Origin of the sequence: Streptomyces sp. NPDC048612 (assembly GCF_043199295.1) — a bacterium.
GTDB lineage: Bacteria > Actinomycetota > Actinomycetes > Streptomycetales > Streptomycetaceae > Streptomyces.
Genome location: NZ_JBICVV010000010.1, coordinates 24,668 through 40,652 on the forward strand (window position 1 = coordinate 24,668; position 15,985 = coordinate 40,652).

14 protein-coding genes are annotated in these 15,985 nt (G+C 71.9%); 6 read left to right on the top strand and 8 right to left on the bottom strand.

All coding sequences use genetic code 11. The annotated features are described in order from the left end of the window. The first annotated feature begins 21 nt into the window (after positions 1-21). Complete coding sequence (locus ACGFN2_RS17155; RefSeq protein WP_362602865.1) at positions 22-552, top strand: hypothetical protein; 531 nt, start codon at positions 22-24, stop codon at positions 550-552. Between the two features lie 3 nt (positions 553-555). Here the strand turns inward: ACGFN2_RS17155 and ACGFN2_RS17160 are convergent, their stop codons facing one another. The 3 genes from ACGFN2_RS17160 to ACGFN2_RS17170 all read right to left on the bottom strand — a co-directional run bounded on the left by ACGFN2_RS17160 (position 556) and on the right by ACGFN2_RS17170 (position 3,113). After that, positions 556-1,362 (bottom strand): enoyl-CoA hydratase/isomerase family protein, encoded by an 807-nt coding sequence (locus ACGFN2_RS17160; RefSeq protein ID WP_393360964.1) that lies wholly within the window; start codon positions 1,360-1,362, stop codon positions 556-558. Further along, complete coding sequence (locus ACGFN2_RS17165; RefSeq protein WP_393360967.1) at positions 1,359-1,841, bottom strand: Zn-ribbon domain-containing OB-fold protein; 483 nt, start codon at positions 1,839-1,841, stop codon at positions 1,359-1,361. Before ACGFN2_RS17165 ends, ACGFN2_RS17160 begins: the two co-directional genes overlap by 4 nt. Positions 1,842-1,961: 120 nt before the next feature. Then, complete coding sequence (locus ACGFN2_RS17170; RefSeq protein WP_362602856.1) at positions 1,962-3,113, bottom strand: lipid-transfer protein; 1,152 nt, start codon at positions 3,111-3,113, stop codon at positions 1,962-1,964. A gap of 106 nt (positions 3,114-3,219) precedes the next feature. Between ACGFN2_RS17170 and ACGFN2_RS17175 the strand changes: the two genes are divergently transcribed. After that, positions 3,220-4,857 carry a FadD3 family acyl-CoA ligase gene (locus ACGFN2_RS17175; protein ID WP_393360971.1) on the top strand — a complete coding sequence of 546 codons (1,638 nt, stop codon included), beginning with the start codon at positions 3,220-3,222 and terminating at the stop codon, positions 4,855-4,857. Positions 4,858-4,875: 18 nt separating this feature from the next. Here ACGFN2_RS17175 and ACGFN2_RS17180 read toward each other — a convergent pair whose 3' ends face one another. From ACGFN2_RS17180 to ACGFN2_RS17200, 5 genes are all read right to left on the bottom strand, one after another. Then, positions 4,876-5,463: a TIGR03086 family metal-binding protein gene (locus ACGFN2_RS17180; RefSeq protein WP_362602851.1), complete on the bottom strand. Its 588-nt coding sequence runs from the start codon at positions 5,461-5,463 to the stop codon at positions 4,876-4,878. Positions 5,464-5,667: 204 nt separating this feature from the next. After that, on the bottom strand, positions 5,668-7,218 hold the full coding sequence (locus ACGFN2_RS17185) for a class I adenylate-forming enzyme family protein (RefSeq protein WP_393360975.1): 1,551 nt from the start codon (positions 7,216-7,218) through the stop codon (positions 5,668-5,670). 182 nt (positions 7,219-7,400) lie between these two features. Then, positions 7,401-7,595 carry a hypothetical protein gene (locus tag ACGFN2_RS17190; RefSeq protein ID WP_393360978.1) on the bottom strand — a complete coding sequence of 65 codons (195 nt, stop codon included), beginning with the start codon at positions 7,593-7,595 and terminating at the stop codon, positions 7,401-7,403. A gap of 241 nt (positions 7,596-7,836) precedes the next feature. Further along, complete coding sequence (locus ACGFN2_RS17195) at positions 7,837-8,085, bottom strand: hypothetical protein (protein ID WP_393360981.1); 249 nt, start codon at positions 8,083-8,085, stop codon at positions 7,837-7,839. A 267-nt stretch (positions 8,086-8,352) separates the two neighbouring features. Continuing rightward, the gene (locus ACGFN2_RS17200; RefSeq protein WP_393360984.1) at positions 8,353-11,295 is read right to left on the bottom strand and encodes a BTAD domain-containing putative transcriptional regulator; all 2,943 of its coding nucleotides are present in this window, start codon (positions 11,293-11,295) and stop codon (positions 8,353-8,355) included. Between the two features lie 356 nt (positions 11,296-11,651). Between ACGFN2_RS17200 and ACGFN2_RS17205 the strand changes: the two genes are divergently transcribed. The 4 genes from ACGFN2_RS17205 (at position 11,652) to ACGFN2_RS17220 (ending at position 15,962) form a co-directional block, all read left to right on the top strand. Further along, complete coding sequence (locus tag ACGFN2_RS17205) at positions 11,652-12,869, top strand: amidohydrolase family protein (RefSeq protein ID WP_362602836.1); 1,218 nt, start codon at positions 11,652-11,654, stop codon at positions 12,867-12,869. A 108-nt stretch (positions 12,870-12,977) separates the two neighbouring features. Beyond that, positions 12,978-13,889 carry an LLM class F420-dependent oxidoreductase gene (locus tag ACGFN2_RS17210; protein ID WP_362602937.1) on the top strand — a complete coding sequence of 304 codons (912 nt, stop codon included), beginning with the start codon at positions 12,978-12,980 and terminating at the stop codon, positions 13,887-13,889. A gap of 48 nt (positions 13,890-13,937) precedes the next feature. Beyond that, a complete protein-coding gene (locus ACGFN2_RS17215) occupies positions 13,938-14,723 on the top strand; it encodes an SDR family NAD(P)-dependent oxidoreductase (RefSeq protein WP_393360987.1) in 786 nt (261 codons plus the stop codon). A gap of 114 nt (positions 14,724-14,837) precedes the next feature. Then, positions 14,838-15,962, top strand: coding sequence for an LLM class flavin-dependent oxidoreductase (locus ACGFN2_RS17220; RefSeq protein ID WP_362602830.1), 1,125 nt, complete (start codon positions 14,838-14,840; stop codon positions 15,960-15,962). The last annotated feature ends 23 nt before the right edge of the window (positions 15,963-15,985 follow it).

Sequence of the window (15,985 nt, forward strand, 5' to 3'; positions counted from 1 at the left end):
GTGGACGGAATGAAGCAGCGCATGCGCACAGCCACGGGCAGCCGCGGGGGTACCCGTAGGGGTACCAGGGTCGCGGTGGCGGCCGGGCTGGCGCTGGTGACGGTGGCGACGGCCGGCGGCTGTGCCTTCAGCCGGCCCCGGGTGAAGGTGCCGGTCTCCTTCCCCAGCCCCACGTCCACCAGCGGCTACGACGCGTCCCCGTCGTACGAGCCCAGCTACTCGCCCTCGCCGACCCAGGAGACCTACGACCCGGACGGGCGGTCGGACGCCCGCGGCAGCGGCTGCGACTTCTCCGATTCGCTGCGCCAGTTCACCTATACGGTCTCCATCACCAACCCGTCCCTGAACGATTCCTTCTCCTACGACATGGCCGTCAACTGGATGAAGGCCAAGCCGGCCGACGGCAAGGCGTACGGGCTGCACGAGCGCTCGATCGTCGTCGGCCCCGGGGACACCGAGACGTACACCGCCAAGTACACCGTCAACCAGTCGTCCATCGGGCAGTTCTGGTTCACCTGCGAGATCACCCGGGCGCAGAAGACCCGTATGTAGGGGTCACCTGACCAGGGGGTGACCGCTCGGCCCGCCGTCCCGGCCGCCTTGCTGCCCGCCGTCCCGCTTCCGGGCGGCGAACAGCGCGGCCTGCCGGTCCGGGGGCAGGTTGCCCAGCGCGATCAGCTGCGGCGCGTGCGCCAGGGCCTGCGCTCTGGCCGTCTCGTTGGCCGCCCAGAGGGCGCGTACGGTCCCCTGGACCGCCCCGGTGGGCCGGTCGGCGAGGACGGCCGCGCGCCGCAGTGCCACCTCGGCCGCGGCGCCGGGCGCGGTCAGCTCGGAGACCAGGCCGATCCGGTAGGCGCGCGCGGCGCCGAGCCGCTCCGCGGTCCCCATCAGGGCCAGCCGGGCGGCCTCCCCGTAGGGCATCCGCTGTGCCATGAAGACGGACTCGTAGGCGCTCACCATCCCGTAGGTGGTGTGCGGGTCGAAGAAGGTGGCGTTCTCGGCGGCGACGAGGAACTCGGCCTCGCCCAGGAGGTAGAACGCGCCGCCGCAGGCCATGCCCTCGACGGCGGCGATCACCGGTTTCCACAGGTCGTTGGCCTTGGGGCCGATACGGAGCAGCGGGTCGTCGAGGGAGTAGGGGGAGGACGGCTGGGGGACGTCGACGGAGCGGTCGACACCGGTGCAGAAGGCCCGGCCGCCGGCGCCGGTGAGCACCACGGCCCGTACGGTGTCGTCGTGGCGGAACGCCCGCCAGATCTCGGCGAGTTCGGCGGCGGTGGCGAGGTCGATGGCGTTGTGCCGTTCGGGCCGGTCGAGGGTGACCAGCGCGACCCCGTCCTTGATCTCCGTGCGGACCGTCATGGCCGCTCCAGGAGCCAGCGGGGGACGGTCACGCCTCCCGGCATGGTGTGGAAGGCGGCCTTCACGGGGGCGCCTATGCGCAGCCGGGCCGGGTCGACGGAGTTGAGGGGGGCGTCGGCGGCGGTGACGAGGTTGCCGACGAGGCGGATGCGCGGGGATTCGGCCAGCTCCACCACGATCGCGTTGTAGCCCGGCTGTGCGGCGTACGCGGGCAGCAGCGGTGGGTGCGGCACGACATAGGACCAGATACGGCCGCGGCCGCTCATCCGCTGCCAGCGCGCGGTGAAGGACCGGCAGTGCGGGCAGCAGGGGCGGGGCGGGAAGCGCAGCGCGCCGCAGTCGGCGCAGGCCTGGATGCGCAGTTCGCCCCGGGCGGCGTACTCCCAGAAGGGCGCACCGTCCTCGTCCGGGACGGGAAGCAGCAGGCCGTCGCCGCTGTCGGAGGGATTGTCAGTGGCGGGTGCCACGATCGGTGTCATGGCTTCGCGAACGGATTCACGGACGGATTCACGGACCGACTCCCGGGCGGATTCCCGGAGGGGCTCAGGCGGCGGCTCACGCCGTGGCTCACGAGCGGACTCCCGAGTGCTCATGACGTATCAACTCCTCAGCAGCAGGGCCGAGGTGGGGACTCCCTCGCCCGCGGTGACCAGGCAGGTGGCGGCGTCGGGGACCTGCGCGGTGCTGGTGCCGCGCAGCTGCTTGACGCCTTCGTTGATCAGGTTGAAACCGTGCACATACGCCTCGGACAGGCCACCGCCGCCAGTGTTGAGCGGAAGCCGGCCGCCGATCTCCAGCGCGCCGCCCTCGGTGAAGGCCGCGCCCTCACCACGTCCGCAGAAGCCGTAGCCCTCCAGCGAGAGGGGGATCAGGGGGGTGAAGGCGTCATAGATCTGTGCCACGTCGACGTCCTGCGGGCCGAGATCGGCGCCCTTCCACAGGTGCCGGGCGGCCGCCCAGGCGGGGCCGGTGAGCGGGTCCTCGTTCCAGTAGTTGACCATGCCGTGGTGCTGGGCGGGCAGGCCCTGGGCGGCGGAGTGGACGTAGACGGGCCGCTGGCGGCAGTCGCGGGCGCGCTCGGCGGAGACCACGACACAGGCCAGCGCGCCGTCGGTCTCCAGGCAGTTGTCGAAGAGGCAGAGGGGCTCGCTGATCCAGCGGGCGGTCATGTACATCTCGCGGGTCAGCGGCCGCTCGTACATCATCGCGGCCGGGTTCTGGTTGGCCCGGTTGCGGCAGGCGAGCGCGACGTTGAAGAGGTGGTCGCGGGTGGCGCCGTATTCGTGCATATAGCGGCGGGCCAGCATGCCGATCTCGTCGGCGGGGCGCAGCAGCCCGAAGGGGCGGGTCCACTGTCCCGGGGTGGGCAGCTGGACCCGGGTGTTCTTCCAGGGGCGCGGCCCCGAGCCGCGCTTGCGGGACCGCCAGGCGACGCCGACGCTCGCCTGGCCGGTGGCGATGGCGGCGGCCAGATGGGCCACCGTGGCGCAGGAACCCCCGCCGCCGAAGCCGACCTTGGAGAAGTGGGTGAGGTCCCCGGCGCCGATGGCCTTGGCTATCTCTACCTCGTCGGTCTCCTCCATGGTGTAGGAGGCGAGGGCGTCCACCTCCGAGGGGTCGATCCCGGCGTCGTCCAGTGCCGCGACGATCGCCCGGCAGGCCAGGGTCTTCTCGGATTCCGGGAGTTGTCGGGCGAACGGGGTCTGTCCGATGCCGGCTATCGCCGTCGCGTCCTTGAGGGTCGCCCCCATGGCCACCTCCGTGGTCGGCCGCCAGTACTGACAGCGGAGGAGGCTACCGCTAATCTGACGGGCAGTCAGCTAGTGGCGTACGGGCTCTTCGTCGGGAGGCAGTGCGATGCGTGACGACCTCGATGCGCGGGCGGACCTGGAGTACGGCGCCATCCCCCGTCTGGTGCGCGCCGCCGCCCTGCGGTACGGCTCCCGGGAGGCCGTGGTCGAGGGCCGCACCCGGGTCTCGTACGCCGAACTGGGCGAACGGGTCGAGCGGGCGGCCGCCGCCTGCATCGCCGCCGGGGTCACGCCCGGCGACCGGGTGGCCGTCTGGGCGCCCAACACCCTCGACTGGATCGTCTCCGCCCTCGGCGCCGTCACCGCGGGCGCCGTCCTCGTGCCCGTCAACACCCGCTTCAAGGGCACCGAGGCCGCCTACGTCCTGCGCCGCACCCGCGCCAAGCTCCTCTTCGTCACCGGAACCTTCCTCGGCACGTCCTACGTCGCCGCGCTCCGCCGCGCCGCCCGGGACGGCAGCGGCACCGGTCCGCTGCCCGGACTGCCGCGGCTGGAGAAGGTCGTGGTGCTCTCCGACGACGCCCCCGACGACTTCGTCACCTGGCGGGGGTTCCTGGCCGGCGGGGCCGCGGTGCCCGCGGAGACCGTCCGCGACCGGGCCGACGCCCTGCGCCCCGACACCCCCTCGGACATCATCTTCACCTCCGGTACCACCGGCCATCCCAAGGGCGCCGTGCTCACCCATGCGCAGACCCTGCGCGCCTATGACGTCTGGAGCGAAATGGCCGGCCTCCAGGAGGGCGACCGCTACCTGATCATCAACCCGTTCTTCCACACCTTCGGCTACAAGGCCGGGATCATCGCCTGCCTGCTGCGCGGCGCGACGATGATCCCGCAGCCGGTCTTCAGCGTGGAGACCGCGCTCGCCAAGATCGCCGCCGAGCGGATCTCCGTACTGCCCGGCCCGCCCACCCTCCATCAGCAGCTCCTCGACCACCCCGCCCGCTCCCGGCACGACCTGACCGCGCTGCGCCTGGTGGTCACCGGCGCCGCCGTGGTCCCCCTGGAGCTGGTCGAGCGGCTGCGCAGCGAGCTGGGGATTGCCACCGTGCTGACCGCGTACGGCCTGTCGGAGAGCTCGGGCGTGGTCACGATGTGCCGCCGCGGCGATCCGCCCGAGGTGATCGCCGCGACCTCGGGCCGGGCGCTGCCCGGCACCGAGGTCCGGGTCGTCGACGCAGCGGACCGCCCGGTGCCGCCCGGCGAGGCCGGCGAGGTGCTGGTCCGCGGCTACCACGTGATGTCCGGCTACTTCGAGGACCCGGCCGGCACGGCCCGCGCGCTCACCCCCGACGGCTGGCTGCACACCGGCGACGTCGGCGTGCTCGACGCGGAGGGCAATCTCCGGATCACCGACCGCATCAAGGACATGTTCATCGTCGGCGGCTTCAACGCCTATCCCGCCGAGATAGAGCAACTCCTCGGCCGCCACCCGGACATCGCCGACGTCGCCGTCATCGGCATACCCGACCCGCGGCTCGGCGAGGTGGGCAAGGCCTTCGCGGTCCGCCGCGCCGGCTCCCTGCTCACCGCCGACGACCTGATCGCCTGGTCCCGCCGCGAGATGGCCAACTACAAGGTCCCCCGGGAGGTCGCCTTCGTCGCCGCCCTCCCGCGCAACGCCGGCGGCAAGATCCTCAAGACCCGGTTGCGGGAGGACGCCCCGGGGCCCGCTCCCGCCTGACCGGGCGGGGGCCCGCGGCTACGCCGCCGGCGGCGTCCAGCCGGGCCGGCGGCCGCTGAGCGCCACCACCTGGTCCAGCAGCGGCGCGTCCGCCGCCACCGCCACGGGCCGGCCGAACGGCCCGCGCTCCGGGCTCTCGGCCAGCGGCGCGAGCAGCGCGTACGAGACCCCGAGACCGGCCCTGTCGGGCGCGTACTCCTGACCGGTGGCGCGCGCCAGGTCCCAGCCGTGCAGCACCAGCTCGTTGAGCGCGAACCGCCCCGCGACGGCCGCCGGCAGGGTCACCCCGCCCGCCTGGGTCTCGCCCTCCCAGGCCTCCGGGGCGTGCCAGGCCTCGGCCATCCCCCGCAGGTTCCGGTCCAGCTCCTCGCGCCAGCCGGGCGCCACATCGGGCACCTCCGCACCGGGATCGACGCTGGTCACCGGCCCGATGTTCTTGCGCGCCGCCTCCTGGAAGGCCGCGGACAGACCGACGAGATGGCCCAGCAGATGGCGCACCGCGTACTCCTCACACGGCGTGGGGTCATCGAGCTGCTCCTCGGCGGTCCGGGCCGCGAGCTGCGACACCAGCCGGGCCTGCGCCGCGAAGTCGATCGTCTCGGTCATCGTCCGGGTCCTTCCGTCCTGACGGTACGTCCTGCCGGTACGTGCCGGGCCGCCACCGGTGCGGCCCGCCCACGCGGTGCCGTTCCCAGTGAAGACTCCACCGGCCCCCGGAACTCATCGCCACACCGCGGCACGACCCCGGCCGGACGAACCCCCGGGACCCGGCCGGACCCCGTCAGGCCCGGTCAGCCGGAACGACAGGCCCTAGTCCGCGTACCGCTCCCGCAGCACCGTCTTGAGCACCTTGTTCAGCGGCCCGCCGCGCGGCAGCTCGTGGACGGTCTCCAGCTGCTCCGGCAGCTTCTGGGTCATCAGTCCCGCCGCCCGCAGATGCGCGGTCAGCCCGGCCAGGGTCGGTGGCGGCGCGGACGGATCGGCGGGCGTGACCACCGCGCACACCCGCTCCCCGCGCTCCCGGTCCGGCAGTCCGATCACCGCGGCCTCCGCCACCGCCGGATGGGTGTGCAGCAGCTCCTCGATCTCCTGCGCGGAGATGTTCTCGCCCTTGCGGATGATGATGTCCTTCAGCCGCCCGGTCAGCACCAGATGCCCGTCCGGGCGCAGTCGCCCCAGGTCACCGGTGCGGAAGAAGCCGTCGGCGGTGAACGCCTCCGCGGTCAGTGCTGGGTCCGTGTACCCGCGGAAGAGCATCGTCCCCTTGAGCGTGACCTCGCCGGTCTCCCCGGTGCCGGCCTCCGACCCGTCCGGCCGCACGATCCGCACCCGTGCCCCCACGACCGGCCTGCCGACGGTCCGCGACAGCTGCTCGTCGCTGTCGTACGGCGTCCCCATCGCGATCATCGGGCACTCGGTCATCCCGTACCCGTGCACGACCGCGCACTCCAGCTCCCGGCCGGCCGCCGCATACAGCTCCGGCGGCAGTGGCGCCCCGCCGCCGGACAGCAGCCGCAGTGACGGCATCAGCCGCCCCGCGTGCGGCAGTTGCCGCCGGTAGCGGCGCGACTCGTCCAGGAACGCCTGGTAGAACGCGGTGCTGCCGCCGGCCATGGTGACCCCGTGCCGCCGGTAGACCGCGGCCGCGCGGCCCGGCTCGAAGCTGTCCAGGATGACCGCGGGAAATCCGCTGACAAGCATGGCGATGACGTAGTCCGGGCCGGCGATGTGCGCGTACGGAAAGGCGATCGAGCCGATGTCGTCCGCGGACATGCCGAGCGCGGTGGCCAGCCCGACGCCGCCGGCGATGAGGCCGGCATCGGTGTGCCGCACGCCCTTGGGGGCGGAGGTGGTGCCGGAGGTGTAGTAGATCCAGGTGGTGGCGCCGTCGCCGCCGGGCGCCACCTCGGGCAGCCCCGCCGGGTCCCCCGTCGGCAGCCCGTCGCCGACCGGCAGCACCCGCACCCCCTCCACGGCGAGCTTCCGCACCATCGCGGTGTGGTCGAACCCCCGCCACACGCCGGGTACCAGCACGAACTCCGCCGCCGACTCCGCCAGGACGAAGCCGGTCTCACGCTCCCGGTGCAGCGGAATGACCGGTGTCTGTACGGCTCCCAGCCGGGCCAGCGCCAGCGAAGCGACCACCGTTTCGATCCGCGTCGGCAACTGCCACGCCACCCGCGTCCCGGCCCCGATCCCCAGCTCCCGGAACCCGGCCGCCACCCGCAGTGCCTCGTCCCGCACCCCGCCGAAGGTGACGGCCGGCCCGTCCCCGTCGAAGAACATCGGCCTCCCACCCGAGGCCCGCGCACGGTACTCGACCAGTTCCCAGAGCGTCTGTATACGGGCGGGGTCGAACATGGCGCCTCCTCGCTGAGCGCGGGGCAGATGAAGGAGGCGGCACTGTAGCACCCAGAACTGACGAAACGTCAGATGGCAACGGGGCCCGAGCGTCAGCCCGGCCCCCGTTCGTGCGCCCGCCCCGGAGCGACGGCCGGCGGCCCGGGTGCTGTGCGCGGTGCCGCGTGTGCGCTCTGGTGCGATCAGGGCATGTGGTTGTCCATCGGCGTCAGCGGGGTGGGGTGATCCAGCGATATCACCGTGGAGTGCTGGTCCTGGGCCGCCAGGGAGTGGGGCGGGCCGGGCATGTGATTGTCGGCCGTGGCGGGCAGCGTGGCGACTCCCAGCGCACTCAGCGTGATGCCGGTGACGATAAAGGCTTTCTTTGTGCGGGTCATTCCAACTCCTGTGAGGCCGGGGAAGATTGACGTTCTCAAAACACGCTAGCGGTGATTGCAGGCAGATGTTTGATCATCATGCAAATAGCAGAAATATCGCCAGTTTTGCGGCCGGGTAAAAAGCCGCAGGGGCCGGTTTCGATGGCACCCCCTCCATGCCATCGAAACCGGCCCCTGCGTTCCCCCGAATATCCCCCTGGTGGTGCTACGGCCCCTTGCCGGGACCGTGGTCGAACCGGGATCAGCTCTTCTTCGAAGCGCCGTTCCCCGGGGTGGGCTGGTGATTGTCGTCCGTCAGGGGTGTGGCGATGGGCTGGTGGTTGTCCATGGGCTTGAGGACGTCCCGCTCTTCCGACTTCTTCGCCTGTGTGGCGACGCCGGCCCCGCTGATGGGCTGGTGGTTGTCCATGGGCTTGAGGACGTCCCGCTCTTCCGACTTCTTCACCTGCGTGGTGACGCCGGCGCCACTGATGGGCTGGTGGTTGTCCATAGGCCGGATGATGTCCCGGTCACCTGGGACTGGGGCCTTGTTGTCGGCGTTCACTTGGATCAACTCCTGTGTGGGCGCTTACTGCTTGGTCACCCGGCCGGCGACTCCCCCGTGGGTCGCCGGACGGGCGTAGCATGGCCGCTCACCATAACTGCGGCCTGGGCACCGAGCCGCTTGCCCCCCGAGGCGGCGGATCGATGGTGATAAGACTGGCCCGCCGCGATGAACGATCGATAAACGTCGGAGTCCACCGCTGGGTGGAAGCGCTTATGCGACCACCGTGGGTGCGAGAAGTGCCTGGACAGCGTTGCCATCCGGGGAGCCCAGGCGCTCGAAAATCGCCAGCGCCTCCTGCCAGCAGACCCGTGCGCGGCCCGTCTGGCCGAGCGCGTGCAGGGCGCGTCCCAGCGTGGTGAGTACCGTTGCGCGCCAGGAATCGCCGCCGATGCCCCGCAGGGCCGTCAGCGCCTGTTCGGCATGGTTCGCCGCGGTGGCCGGACGGTGGGCGGCGAGCTCCACTTCGGCGAGCCGGAAGTTGGTCATCCCTTCCCAGAAGCGCTGCCGGCTGTCCCTGAAGATGGCGAGCGCCGCGGTGAGTTGCTCGGTCGCCTCCTCCAGCCGCTGGGCCTGGGTGTAGGTGAGGGCGAGGGCGTACATTCCGTTGGCGAGCCGGCGCTTGGCCCCCAGCCGGCGGTATATCGCGAGCCCCTCTTCCGCCAGGTCGATGGCGCTGTCCACCCGCCCGGTGTCCAGATGGACGCGGGAGAGGTTGCACAGCGCGCTGGCCTCGGCCTGCTGGTTGCTGTCGTCGCGGAAGGCGGACAGGGCCTGCCGGAGGTAGCCCTCCGCGTCGGCGTGCCGGTGCTGCGCGTTGGCGATGATGCCGCGGTCGTTGGGCGCGGACGAGGAGACGTAGGGGTCCTCGGAGGCGAGTCCGAGCAGCATGGCGGACTTGGCGTTCCCGTCGGCCTCGTCCAGGCGTCCCGACAGCGTCCGGACGTAGGTGAGCGCGAGGTGGGCACGCGCCTCCGCGTGCTGGTCCCCGGCCTCCCGGGCCGCCGTCAGCAGCGCGACGTTGGCCTGCTCGTACTGCAGCGCGGCGGCACCCGATTCGGCCAGGTCCTTGGTGAGCAGCAGCAGGTCGGCGGCCCGCCGCAGCGCTTCCGGGCTCCTGGACTGCCGGGCGCAGGCGAGCAGGCATCCGGCCTCGTTGAACAGCCATTCCAGCGCCGCCGCACGGCCGTCGAAGACGAGGCCCGGGTAGTTGGTGCTCTCCATGTGGTCGATCAGGCGGTCACCCGGACGTTCGAGTGCGTACATCCGCGCGGCGGTCGCCAGGTAGAAGTCCAGCAGACGCGACTGCGCGGCATCCCGCTCCGACGGCGGATGCTCATCGCGTTCGGCGCAGGCGCGGGCGTAGAGGCGGACCAGGTCGTGGTAGCGGTAGCGGCCCGGGGCCGCGGACTCCAGGAGGGAGGTGTCGACGAGGGACTCCAGCAGTTCCTCGGCCTCGTCGGCGTCCAGGTCGAGCATGGCGGCGGCCGCCGTGAGGGAGATGTCCGGCCCGTCGGCCAGGCCCAGCAGGCGGAAGGCCCGTGCCTGCTGGGGCTCCAGCTGGCCGTAGCCCAGTTCGAAGGTGGCCTTGACCGCGAGGTCGCCGGCACGGAGTTCGTCCAGGCGGCGGCGTTCGTCGGCGAGCTTGCTCGCCAGGATCGAGACGGTCCACGTACGGCGGGCGGCCAGCCGGGAGGCGGCGATGCGGATGGCCAGCGGCAGGAAGCCGCACGCGCCGACGACGGCCATGGCGGCCTTCCGCTCCGAGGTGACGCGCTCCTCGCCGACGATGCGGGTGAAGAGGGAGAGCGCCTCCTCCGGGCTCATCACGTCGAGGTCGATGAGGTGCGCCCCGGCCAGGTCGTTCATCCGGGCGCGGCTGGTGATCAGTGCGGCGCAGCCCTCGGTCCCCGGCAGCAGCGGGCGGACCTGGGAGGCGTCCCGGGCGTTGTCCAGGAGGGCCAGGACGCGGCGGCCGGCGAGGGTGGAGCGGTAGAGGGCGGAGCGTTCCGCCAGGCCGTCGGGGATGGAGGCGTCGGGTGTCCCCAGGGCGCGCAGGAAGGCGCCGAGGACGGCCACCGGTTCGGAGGGGGTGTGGCCGGCGCCCTGGAGGTCGACGTAGAGCTGCCCGTCGGGGAAGTGGTCGCGGGCGGTGTGGGCGACATGGACGGCCAGGGTGGTCTTGCCGACGCCGCCGATGCCGGTGAGGGCGGAGACGGCCATGACGCTGCCCTCGGCGGTGGCGAGCTGGTCGCCGAGTTCGGAGACGAACGCGGCGCGGCCGGTGAAGTCGGCGACGGTGGCCGGGAGTTGCTGCGGGCGCACGATGGCGGGGCCGGCGGGGTCCGCGTCGAAGGTGACGAGGACGGGCGCGTCCAGCTCCGGGTCGGCGCGGAGAATCCGCTGCTGGAGTTCGGCGAGCGAGGCGCGGGGTTCGACGCCCAGCTCCTCGTCGAGCAGCTGGCGGGTGTCGGTGTAGACGGCCAGCGCCTCGGCCTGGCGCCCGCTGCGGTACAGCGCCAGCATGAGGAGTTCCCGCAGCCGCTCGCGCAGCGGGTGGGCGGCGGTGAGGGCGGTCAGCTCGGAGACCGCCTCGGCGTGGCAGCCGACCTCCAGGTCGAGTTCGAGGCGCATCTCCAGCAGGGTCAGCCGCCACTCGTCGAGGCGGGTGCGCTGGGTGTCGGCGTACGGGCCGGGGAGGCCGGCCAGGGGCTCGCCGTCCCACAGGGCGAGCGCGGCGTCGAGGAGTTCGCGGGCGCGGCCGCGGTCGCCGACGGTCTTGGCCTTCTCGGCCTCGGCCGCGTACTGCTCGGCGTGGTCATGGTCCAGGTCCAGCGGGTGGCCGTCCACCGAGCGGATCGCGTAGCCGCCGGACTCGCTGACCAGGGCGGCGGCGTCGTCGCCCAGCGCCTTGCGGAGCCGTGAGGCGTAGGTGCGCAGGGCGGCGAGCGCGGCGTGCGGCGGTTCGTCGCCCCACAGCGCGTCGACGAGCTCGGGTGCGGTGGCGGTACGGCCGCCGCGCAGCAGCAGTGCGGCGAGCAGCGCACGCTGCTGCGGGGAGCCCGCAGCCAGCGGCGCATGGCCGCGCCAGGCCCGCACGGGGCCGAGCACGGAGAAGCGGAGCCGCTCCCGCCCCTGCCCCGGACTGTGGTCCATGAGTCCCCCTGCCTTGTGCGTCCGTTCGTACCGTTCGCATCGGTTCACCGTGCGCAACGGTCAGTCTGCCTTGTCCCGGCCCCGTACGTCAGTAGGGGTCCGGAGCATGCACAAAGCCTCCTCGGGCGATCAAGTGGCGTATGCGCCAGCGCACAAGGGCGCGCGGAAGGTCCACCTCCACGCGCCCGGTGGCCGACGGGCGCCCCTGTGGCGGCCCGATCACGCCGGACCGCGCCCCTCCTCTCCGGCGGCCGCACCCCGCCCCGGCCGCCGTCCGCCTGCGGTCCTCCCCGTTCCGGAAGCGGCCCGTGCACGCATTACTGACGGACCGTCAGATCGGCGCTACCGTATCCGCCATGGAGACCTTCCCGAAGATCATCTCGGTGGACGACCACACGGTGGAGCCCCCCAACGTCTGGCGGGACCGGCTCCCGTCGAAGTACCACGACCTCGGTCCGCGCATCGTCCGGGCGCCCGTGAAGGAAATGACGTTCGTGGGCGGAAAGTTCGCCCCGAAGATGGGCGCCGAAGGTGACGGCGGGCCCATAGCCGACTGGTGGGTCTACGAGGATCTGCACCGTCCGCTGACCCGCCTGGACACCGCCGTCGGCTACGCCCGGGACGACATCAGGCTCGAAGGCATCACCTACGAGCAGATGCGGCCGGGCTCCTTCAGCGTCCCCGAGCGGCTGGCCGACATGGACGTCAACCATGTCCAGTCCGCGCTCTGCTTCCCCACCTTCCCCCGCTTCTGCGGCCAGACGTTCACCGAGGCCAAGGACCGTGACCTGGGCCTGCTGAGCGTGCGTGCCTACAACGACTGGATGGTGGAGGAGTGGTGCGGCCCGCAGGCCGGGGGGCGGCTGATCCCGCTCGCCCTGATCCCCCTGTGGGACGCCGAACTGGCCGCCGCGGAAGTACGGCGCAACGCGGCCCGCGGCGTCCGTGCCGTCTGCTTCAGCGAGATCCCGCCCCACCTGGGGCTGCCCAGCATCCACACCGACTACTGGGACCCCTTCCTCCGCGCCTGTGACGAGACCGGCACGGTCGTGGCCATGCACATCGGCTCGTCCAGCAAGATGCCCTCGACCTCCGCCGACGCCCCGGCCGCGGTCGGCTCCACGATCACCTTCGCCAACTGCTGCTTCTCGATGGTCGACTGGCTGATGAGCGGGAAGTTCGACCGCTTCCCGAACCTGAAGATCATGTACGCGGAGGGCCAGATCGGCTGGATTCCGTATGTCCTCGAACGCGCGGACGTGGTCTGGGAGGAGAACCGCGGCTGGGGCGGCGTCGCCGACAAGGTCCTCCGCCCGCCGTCCGAGCTCTTCACCGAGCACGTCCACGGCTGCTTCTTCGACGACGCCTTCGGCCTGCGGAACCTGGACGCGATCGGCGTGGGCAACGTGCTGTACGAGACGGACTACCCGCACTCGGACTCGACCTGGCCGAAGTCGAGGGAGGTCGGCGAGGACCAGATGGGGCACCTGGCGCCGGACGTGGTGGAGCGGATCGTCCGGGGGAACGCGATCGCGCTGCTGGGGCTGACGGCGGAGGGCCTGTGGGCGGGGTGAGCGGCAGCGGGGCGCGGGACGAACTCCGAGGCGGACAGGGCTGGAGGGCCGGTGGACGGCGTACGTGGTGGGGTGTGGCGGCCGGCGGACGGTCGGCTGGTGTACGGCATGCAGTTGCCGGTGCAGTCGCAGAGCACGCTCTTCGCGGAATCCTGGGAGGCGGCCGCGGGGCCCGCTGATCTGGTCGAGGTCGCGCGGGCGGCGGACCGGGCCGGCTTCGCGTACGTCGCCTGCTGTGAGCATGTGGCGATTCCGCGGCGGCTGGCCGAGGCGATGAGCACCGTCTGGTACGACCCGGTGGCGACGCTGGCGCATCTGGCGGCGGTCACCGAGCGGGTCCGGCTGCTGAGCCATGTCGCGGTGGCCGGGCTCCGGCATCCGCTGATCACGGCCAAGCAGTACGCGACGCTGGACCGGCTCTCCGGCGGACGGCTGATCCTGGGGGTGGGCGCCGGACACGTACCGGAGGAGTTCGCGGTGCTCGGGGCGGACTTCGGACGGCGCGGGGCGGTGCTCGACGAGACCGTCGACGCGCTGAAGGCGGCGCTGGGACCCGACGAGTTCCCGGAGTTCACGGGGAAGCGGTTCGCGTTCGAGGGGCTGGGGCAGGCGCCGCGGCCCGTGCAGACCCCGCGGCCGCCGATCTGGGTGGGCGGCTCCTCGCCCGCCGCCGTACGCCGGGCCGCCGAGCGGGGCGACGGCTGGCTCCCGCAGGGGGACCGGCGCGACCAGCTGCCCGGCCAGATCACCCGGCTGCGGCGGCTGCGGGAGGCGGCCGGCATCGAGGAGCCGGCGGTGATCGGCACCATCGCCGAGCCGCTGCACGTCGGCGAGCCGGGGTGGGAGGTCGGCCGGCGGACCCTGTCCGGGCCGGCCGAGCGGATCGCGGACTCGCTGCGGGAGTACGGAGCGATGGGCGTAGCGCAGATCCAGGTGCGGTTCCGCAGCCGGAGCCGCGCCGAACTGACGGACCAGATGGCCGCGTTCGGGGCGGAGGTCGCGCCGTTGCTCAACGGCTGACGGCGCACGCCCCGGCGGTCACGTACGCACCAGCGGAGGAGTGCAGGCATGGGCAAGCTCGACGGACGGGTCGTCGTGGTCACGGGTGCGGCGCGCGGGCAGGGGGAGCAGGAGGCGCGGCTGTTCGCCGCTGAGGGCGCGCGGGTGGTGCTCGGGGACGTGCTGGACGAGCAGGGTGCGGCGCTCGCCGCCGAGCTGGGGGAGGACACCGCGCGCTACGTCCGTCTGGACGTGACGCGGGAGGAGGACTGGCAGGCCGCGGCCGTCGCCGCCAAGAACGCCTTCGGCAAGATCGACGGGCTGGTCAACAACGCCGGGATACTGCGCTTCAACGAGCTGGTCTCCACGCCCCTGGCGGAGTTCCAGCAGGTGGTACAGGTCAACCAGGTCGGCTGCTTCCTGGGCATCCGTACGGTGGCGCCCGAGATCGAGGCGGCCGGCGGCGGCACGATCGTCAACACCGCCTCCTACACGGCGCTGACGGGGATGGCCTTCGTCGGCGCGTACGCCGCGACCAAGCACGCGGTCCTCGGGCTGACCCGGGTCGCCGCGGTGGAGCTGGCGTCGCGGAAGATCCGGGTCAACGCGGTGTGCCCGGGGGCGGTGGACACCCCGATGACCAACCCGGCCGCGCTCGACCCGGACGCCGATCCGGCGGAGTCGAAGCGGGCCGTGGACGAGCTCTACCGGAAGCTGGTGCCGCTGGGGCGGATCGGGCAGCCGGAGGAGGTCGCCAGGCTGGCGCTCTTCCTGTCCTGCGAGGACTCGTCGTACATCACCGGGCAGCCGTTCGTGGTCGACGGCGGGTGGCTGGCCGGGGTCAGCGTCATCTGACGGCATGTCAGACAGCGCCGGTGACGGCTCTTGACGCTCCCCGCACGCGGTGGAACAGTCGGCACATCCGATCTGACGGTTCGTCAGATATAGCCACAGGGACGGTGAACCTCCTTGGAATTCGGGCTCTTTGTACAGGGATACGTGGGCAAGCGGGCCGAGACCGACCCGCTCGCGGAGCACAAGGCGCTGATGGAGGAGACCGAGTACGTCATCCAGGCGGACAAGTCCGGCTTCAAGTACGCCTGGGCGTCCGAGCACCACTTCCTGGAGGAGTACTCCCACCTCTCCGCCAACGACGTCTTCCTCGGCTATCTGGCCCACGCGACCGAGCGCATCCATCTGGGCTCCGGGATCTTCAACCCGCTCGCCCAGGTCAACCACCCCGTGAAGGTGGCCGAGAAGGTCGCCATGCTCGACCACCTCAGCGAGGGCCGCTTCGAGTTCGGCAGCGGACGGGGCGCCGGCAGCCACGAGATCCTGGGCTTCCTGCCGGGCATCACCGACATGAACCACACCAAGGAGATCTGGGAAGAGACCATCGCCGAGTTCCCGAAGATGTGGCTCCAGGAGGAGTACGCCGGGTTCCAGGGCAAACACTGGCAGCTGCCGCCGCGCAAGATCTTCCCCAAGCCGTACGGGGCCTCCCACCCGCCGATGTGGTACGCGGCCGGCTCACCGGCCTCCTACGCCATGGCGGCGAAGAAGGGCCTCGGGGTCCTCGGCTTCAGCGTGCAGAAGGTCTCCGACATGGAGTGGGTGCTGGAGCAGTACAAGACGGCGGTCCGGGACGCCGAGCCGGTCGGTGACTTCGTCAACGACAACGTGATGGTCACCTCCACCGCGATCTGCGCCGAGACGCACGACAAGGCCGTGGAGATCGCCGTCAACGGCGGTCTCAACTACCTCCAGTCGCTGGTCTTCCGCTACCACGACACCTTCCCGCGGCCCGACGGCATCCCCGAGTGGCCCGAGCTGCTGCCCGACTACACCACCGAGATCATCGAGCTGCTGATCGCCGAGGAGCTGATGATCTGCGGCGACCCGGACGAGGTGCTCGGACAGTGCAGGCGCTGGGAGCGGGCCGGCGCCGACCAGCTGAGCTTCGGGCTGCCGATCGGGATCTCGTACGAGGACACGATGAACACGGTCAGGCTCATCGGCGAGCACGTGATCCCGAAGATCGACACCGATCCGGTGCACCGCACCACCCGGTTCCGGCAGGCCGCGGGCAGCTGAAGTCCGCCGAGGGGAAGGGGGCG

Bases quoted from the DNA above. Each gene is read 5' to 3' on its own strand.
- ACGFN2_RS17155 (WP_362602865.1), top strand. From the start codon at position 22: ATGCGCACAGCCACGGGCAGCCGCGGGGGTACCCGTAGGGGTACCAGG.
- ACGFN2_RS17160 (WP_393360964.1), bottom strand. From the start codon at position 1,362: ATGACGGTCCGCACGGAGATCAAGGACGGGGTCGCGCTGGTCACCCTC.
- ACGFN2_RS17165 (WP_393360967.1), bottom strand. From the start codon at position 1,841: ATGACACCGATCGTGGCACCCGCCACTGACAATCCCTCCGACAGCGGC.
- ACGFN2_RS17170 (WP_362602856.1), bottom strand. From the start codon at position 3,113: ATGGGGGCGACCCTCAAGGACGCGACGGCGATAGCCGGCATCGGACAG.
- ACGFN2_RS17175 (WP_393360971.1), top strand. From the start codon at position 3,220: ATGCGTGACGACCTCGATGCGCGGGCGGACCTGGAGTACGGCGCCATC.
- ACGFN2_RS17180 (WP_362602851.1), bottom strand. From the start codon at position 5,463: ATGACCGAGACGATCGACTTCGCGGCGCAGGCCCGGCTGGTGTCGCAG.
- ACGFN2_RS17185 (WP_393360975.1), bottom strand. From the start codon at position 7,218: ATGTTCGACCCCGCCCGTATACAGACGCTCTGGGAACTGGTCGAGTAC.
- ACGFN2_RS17190 (WP_393360978.1), bottom strand. From the start codon at position 7,595: ATGACCCGCACAAAGAAAGCCTTTATCGTCACCGGCATCACGCTGAGT.
- ACGFN2_RS17195 (WP_393360981.1), bottom strand. From the start codon at position 8,085: ATGGACAACCACCAGCCCATCAGTGGCGCCGGCGTCACCACGCAGGTG.
- ACGFN2_RS17200 (WP_393360984.1), bottom strand. From the start codon at position 11,295: ATGGACCACAGTCCGGGGCAGGGGCGGGAGCGGCTCCGCTTCTCCGTG.
- ACGFN2_RS17205 (WP_362602836.1), top strand. From the start codon at position 11,652: ATGGAGACCTTCCCGAAGATCATCTCGGTGGACGACCACACGGTGGAG.
- ACGFN2_RS17210 (WP_362602937.1), top strand. From the start codon at position 12,978: ATGCAGTTGCCGGTGCAGTCGCAGAGCACGCTCTTCGCGGAATCCTGG.
- ACGFN2_RS17215 (WP_393360987.1), top strand. From the start codon at position 13,938: ATGGGCAAGCTCGACGGACGGGTCGTCGTGGTCACGGGTGCGGCGCGC.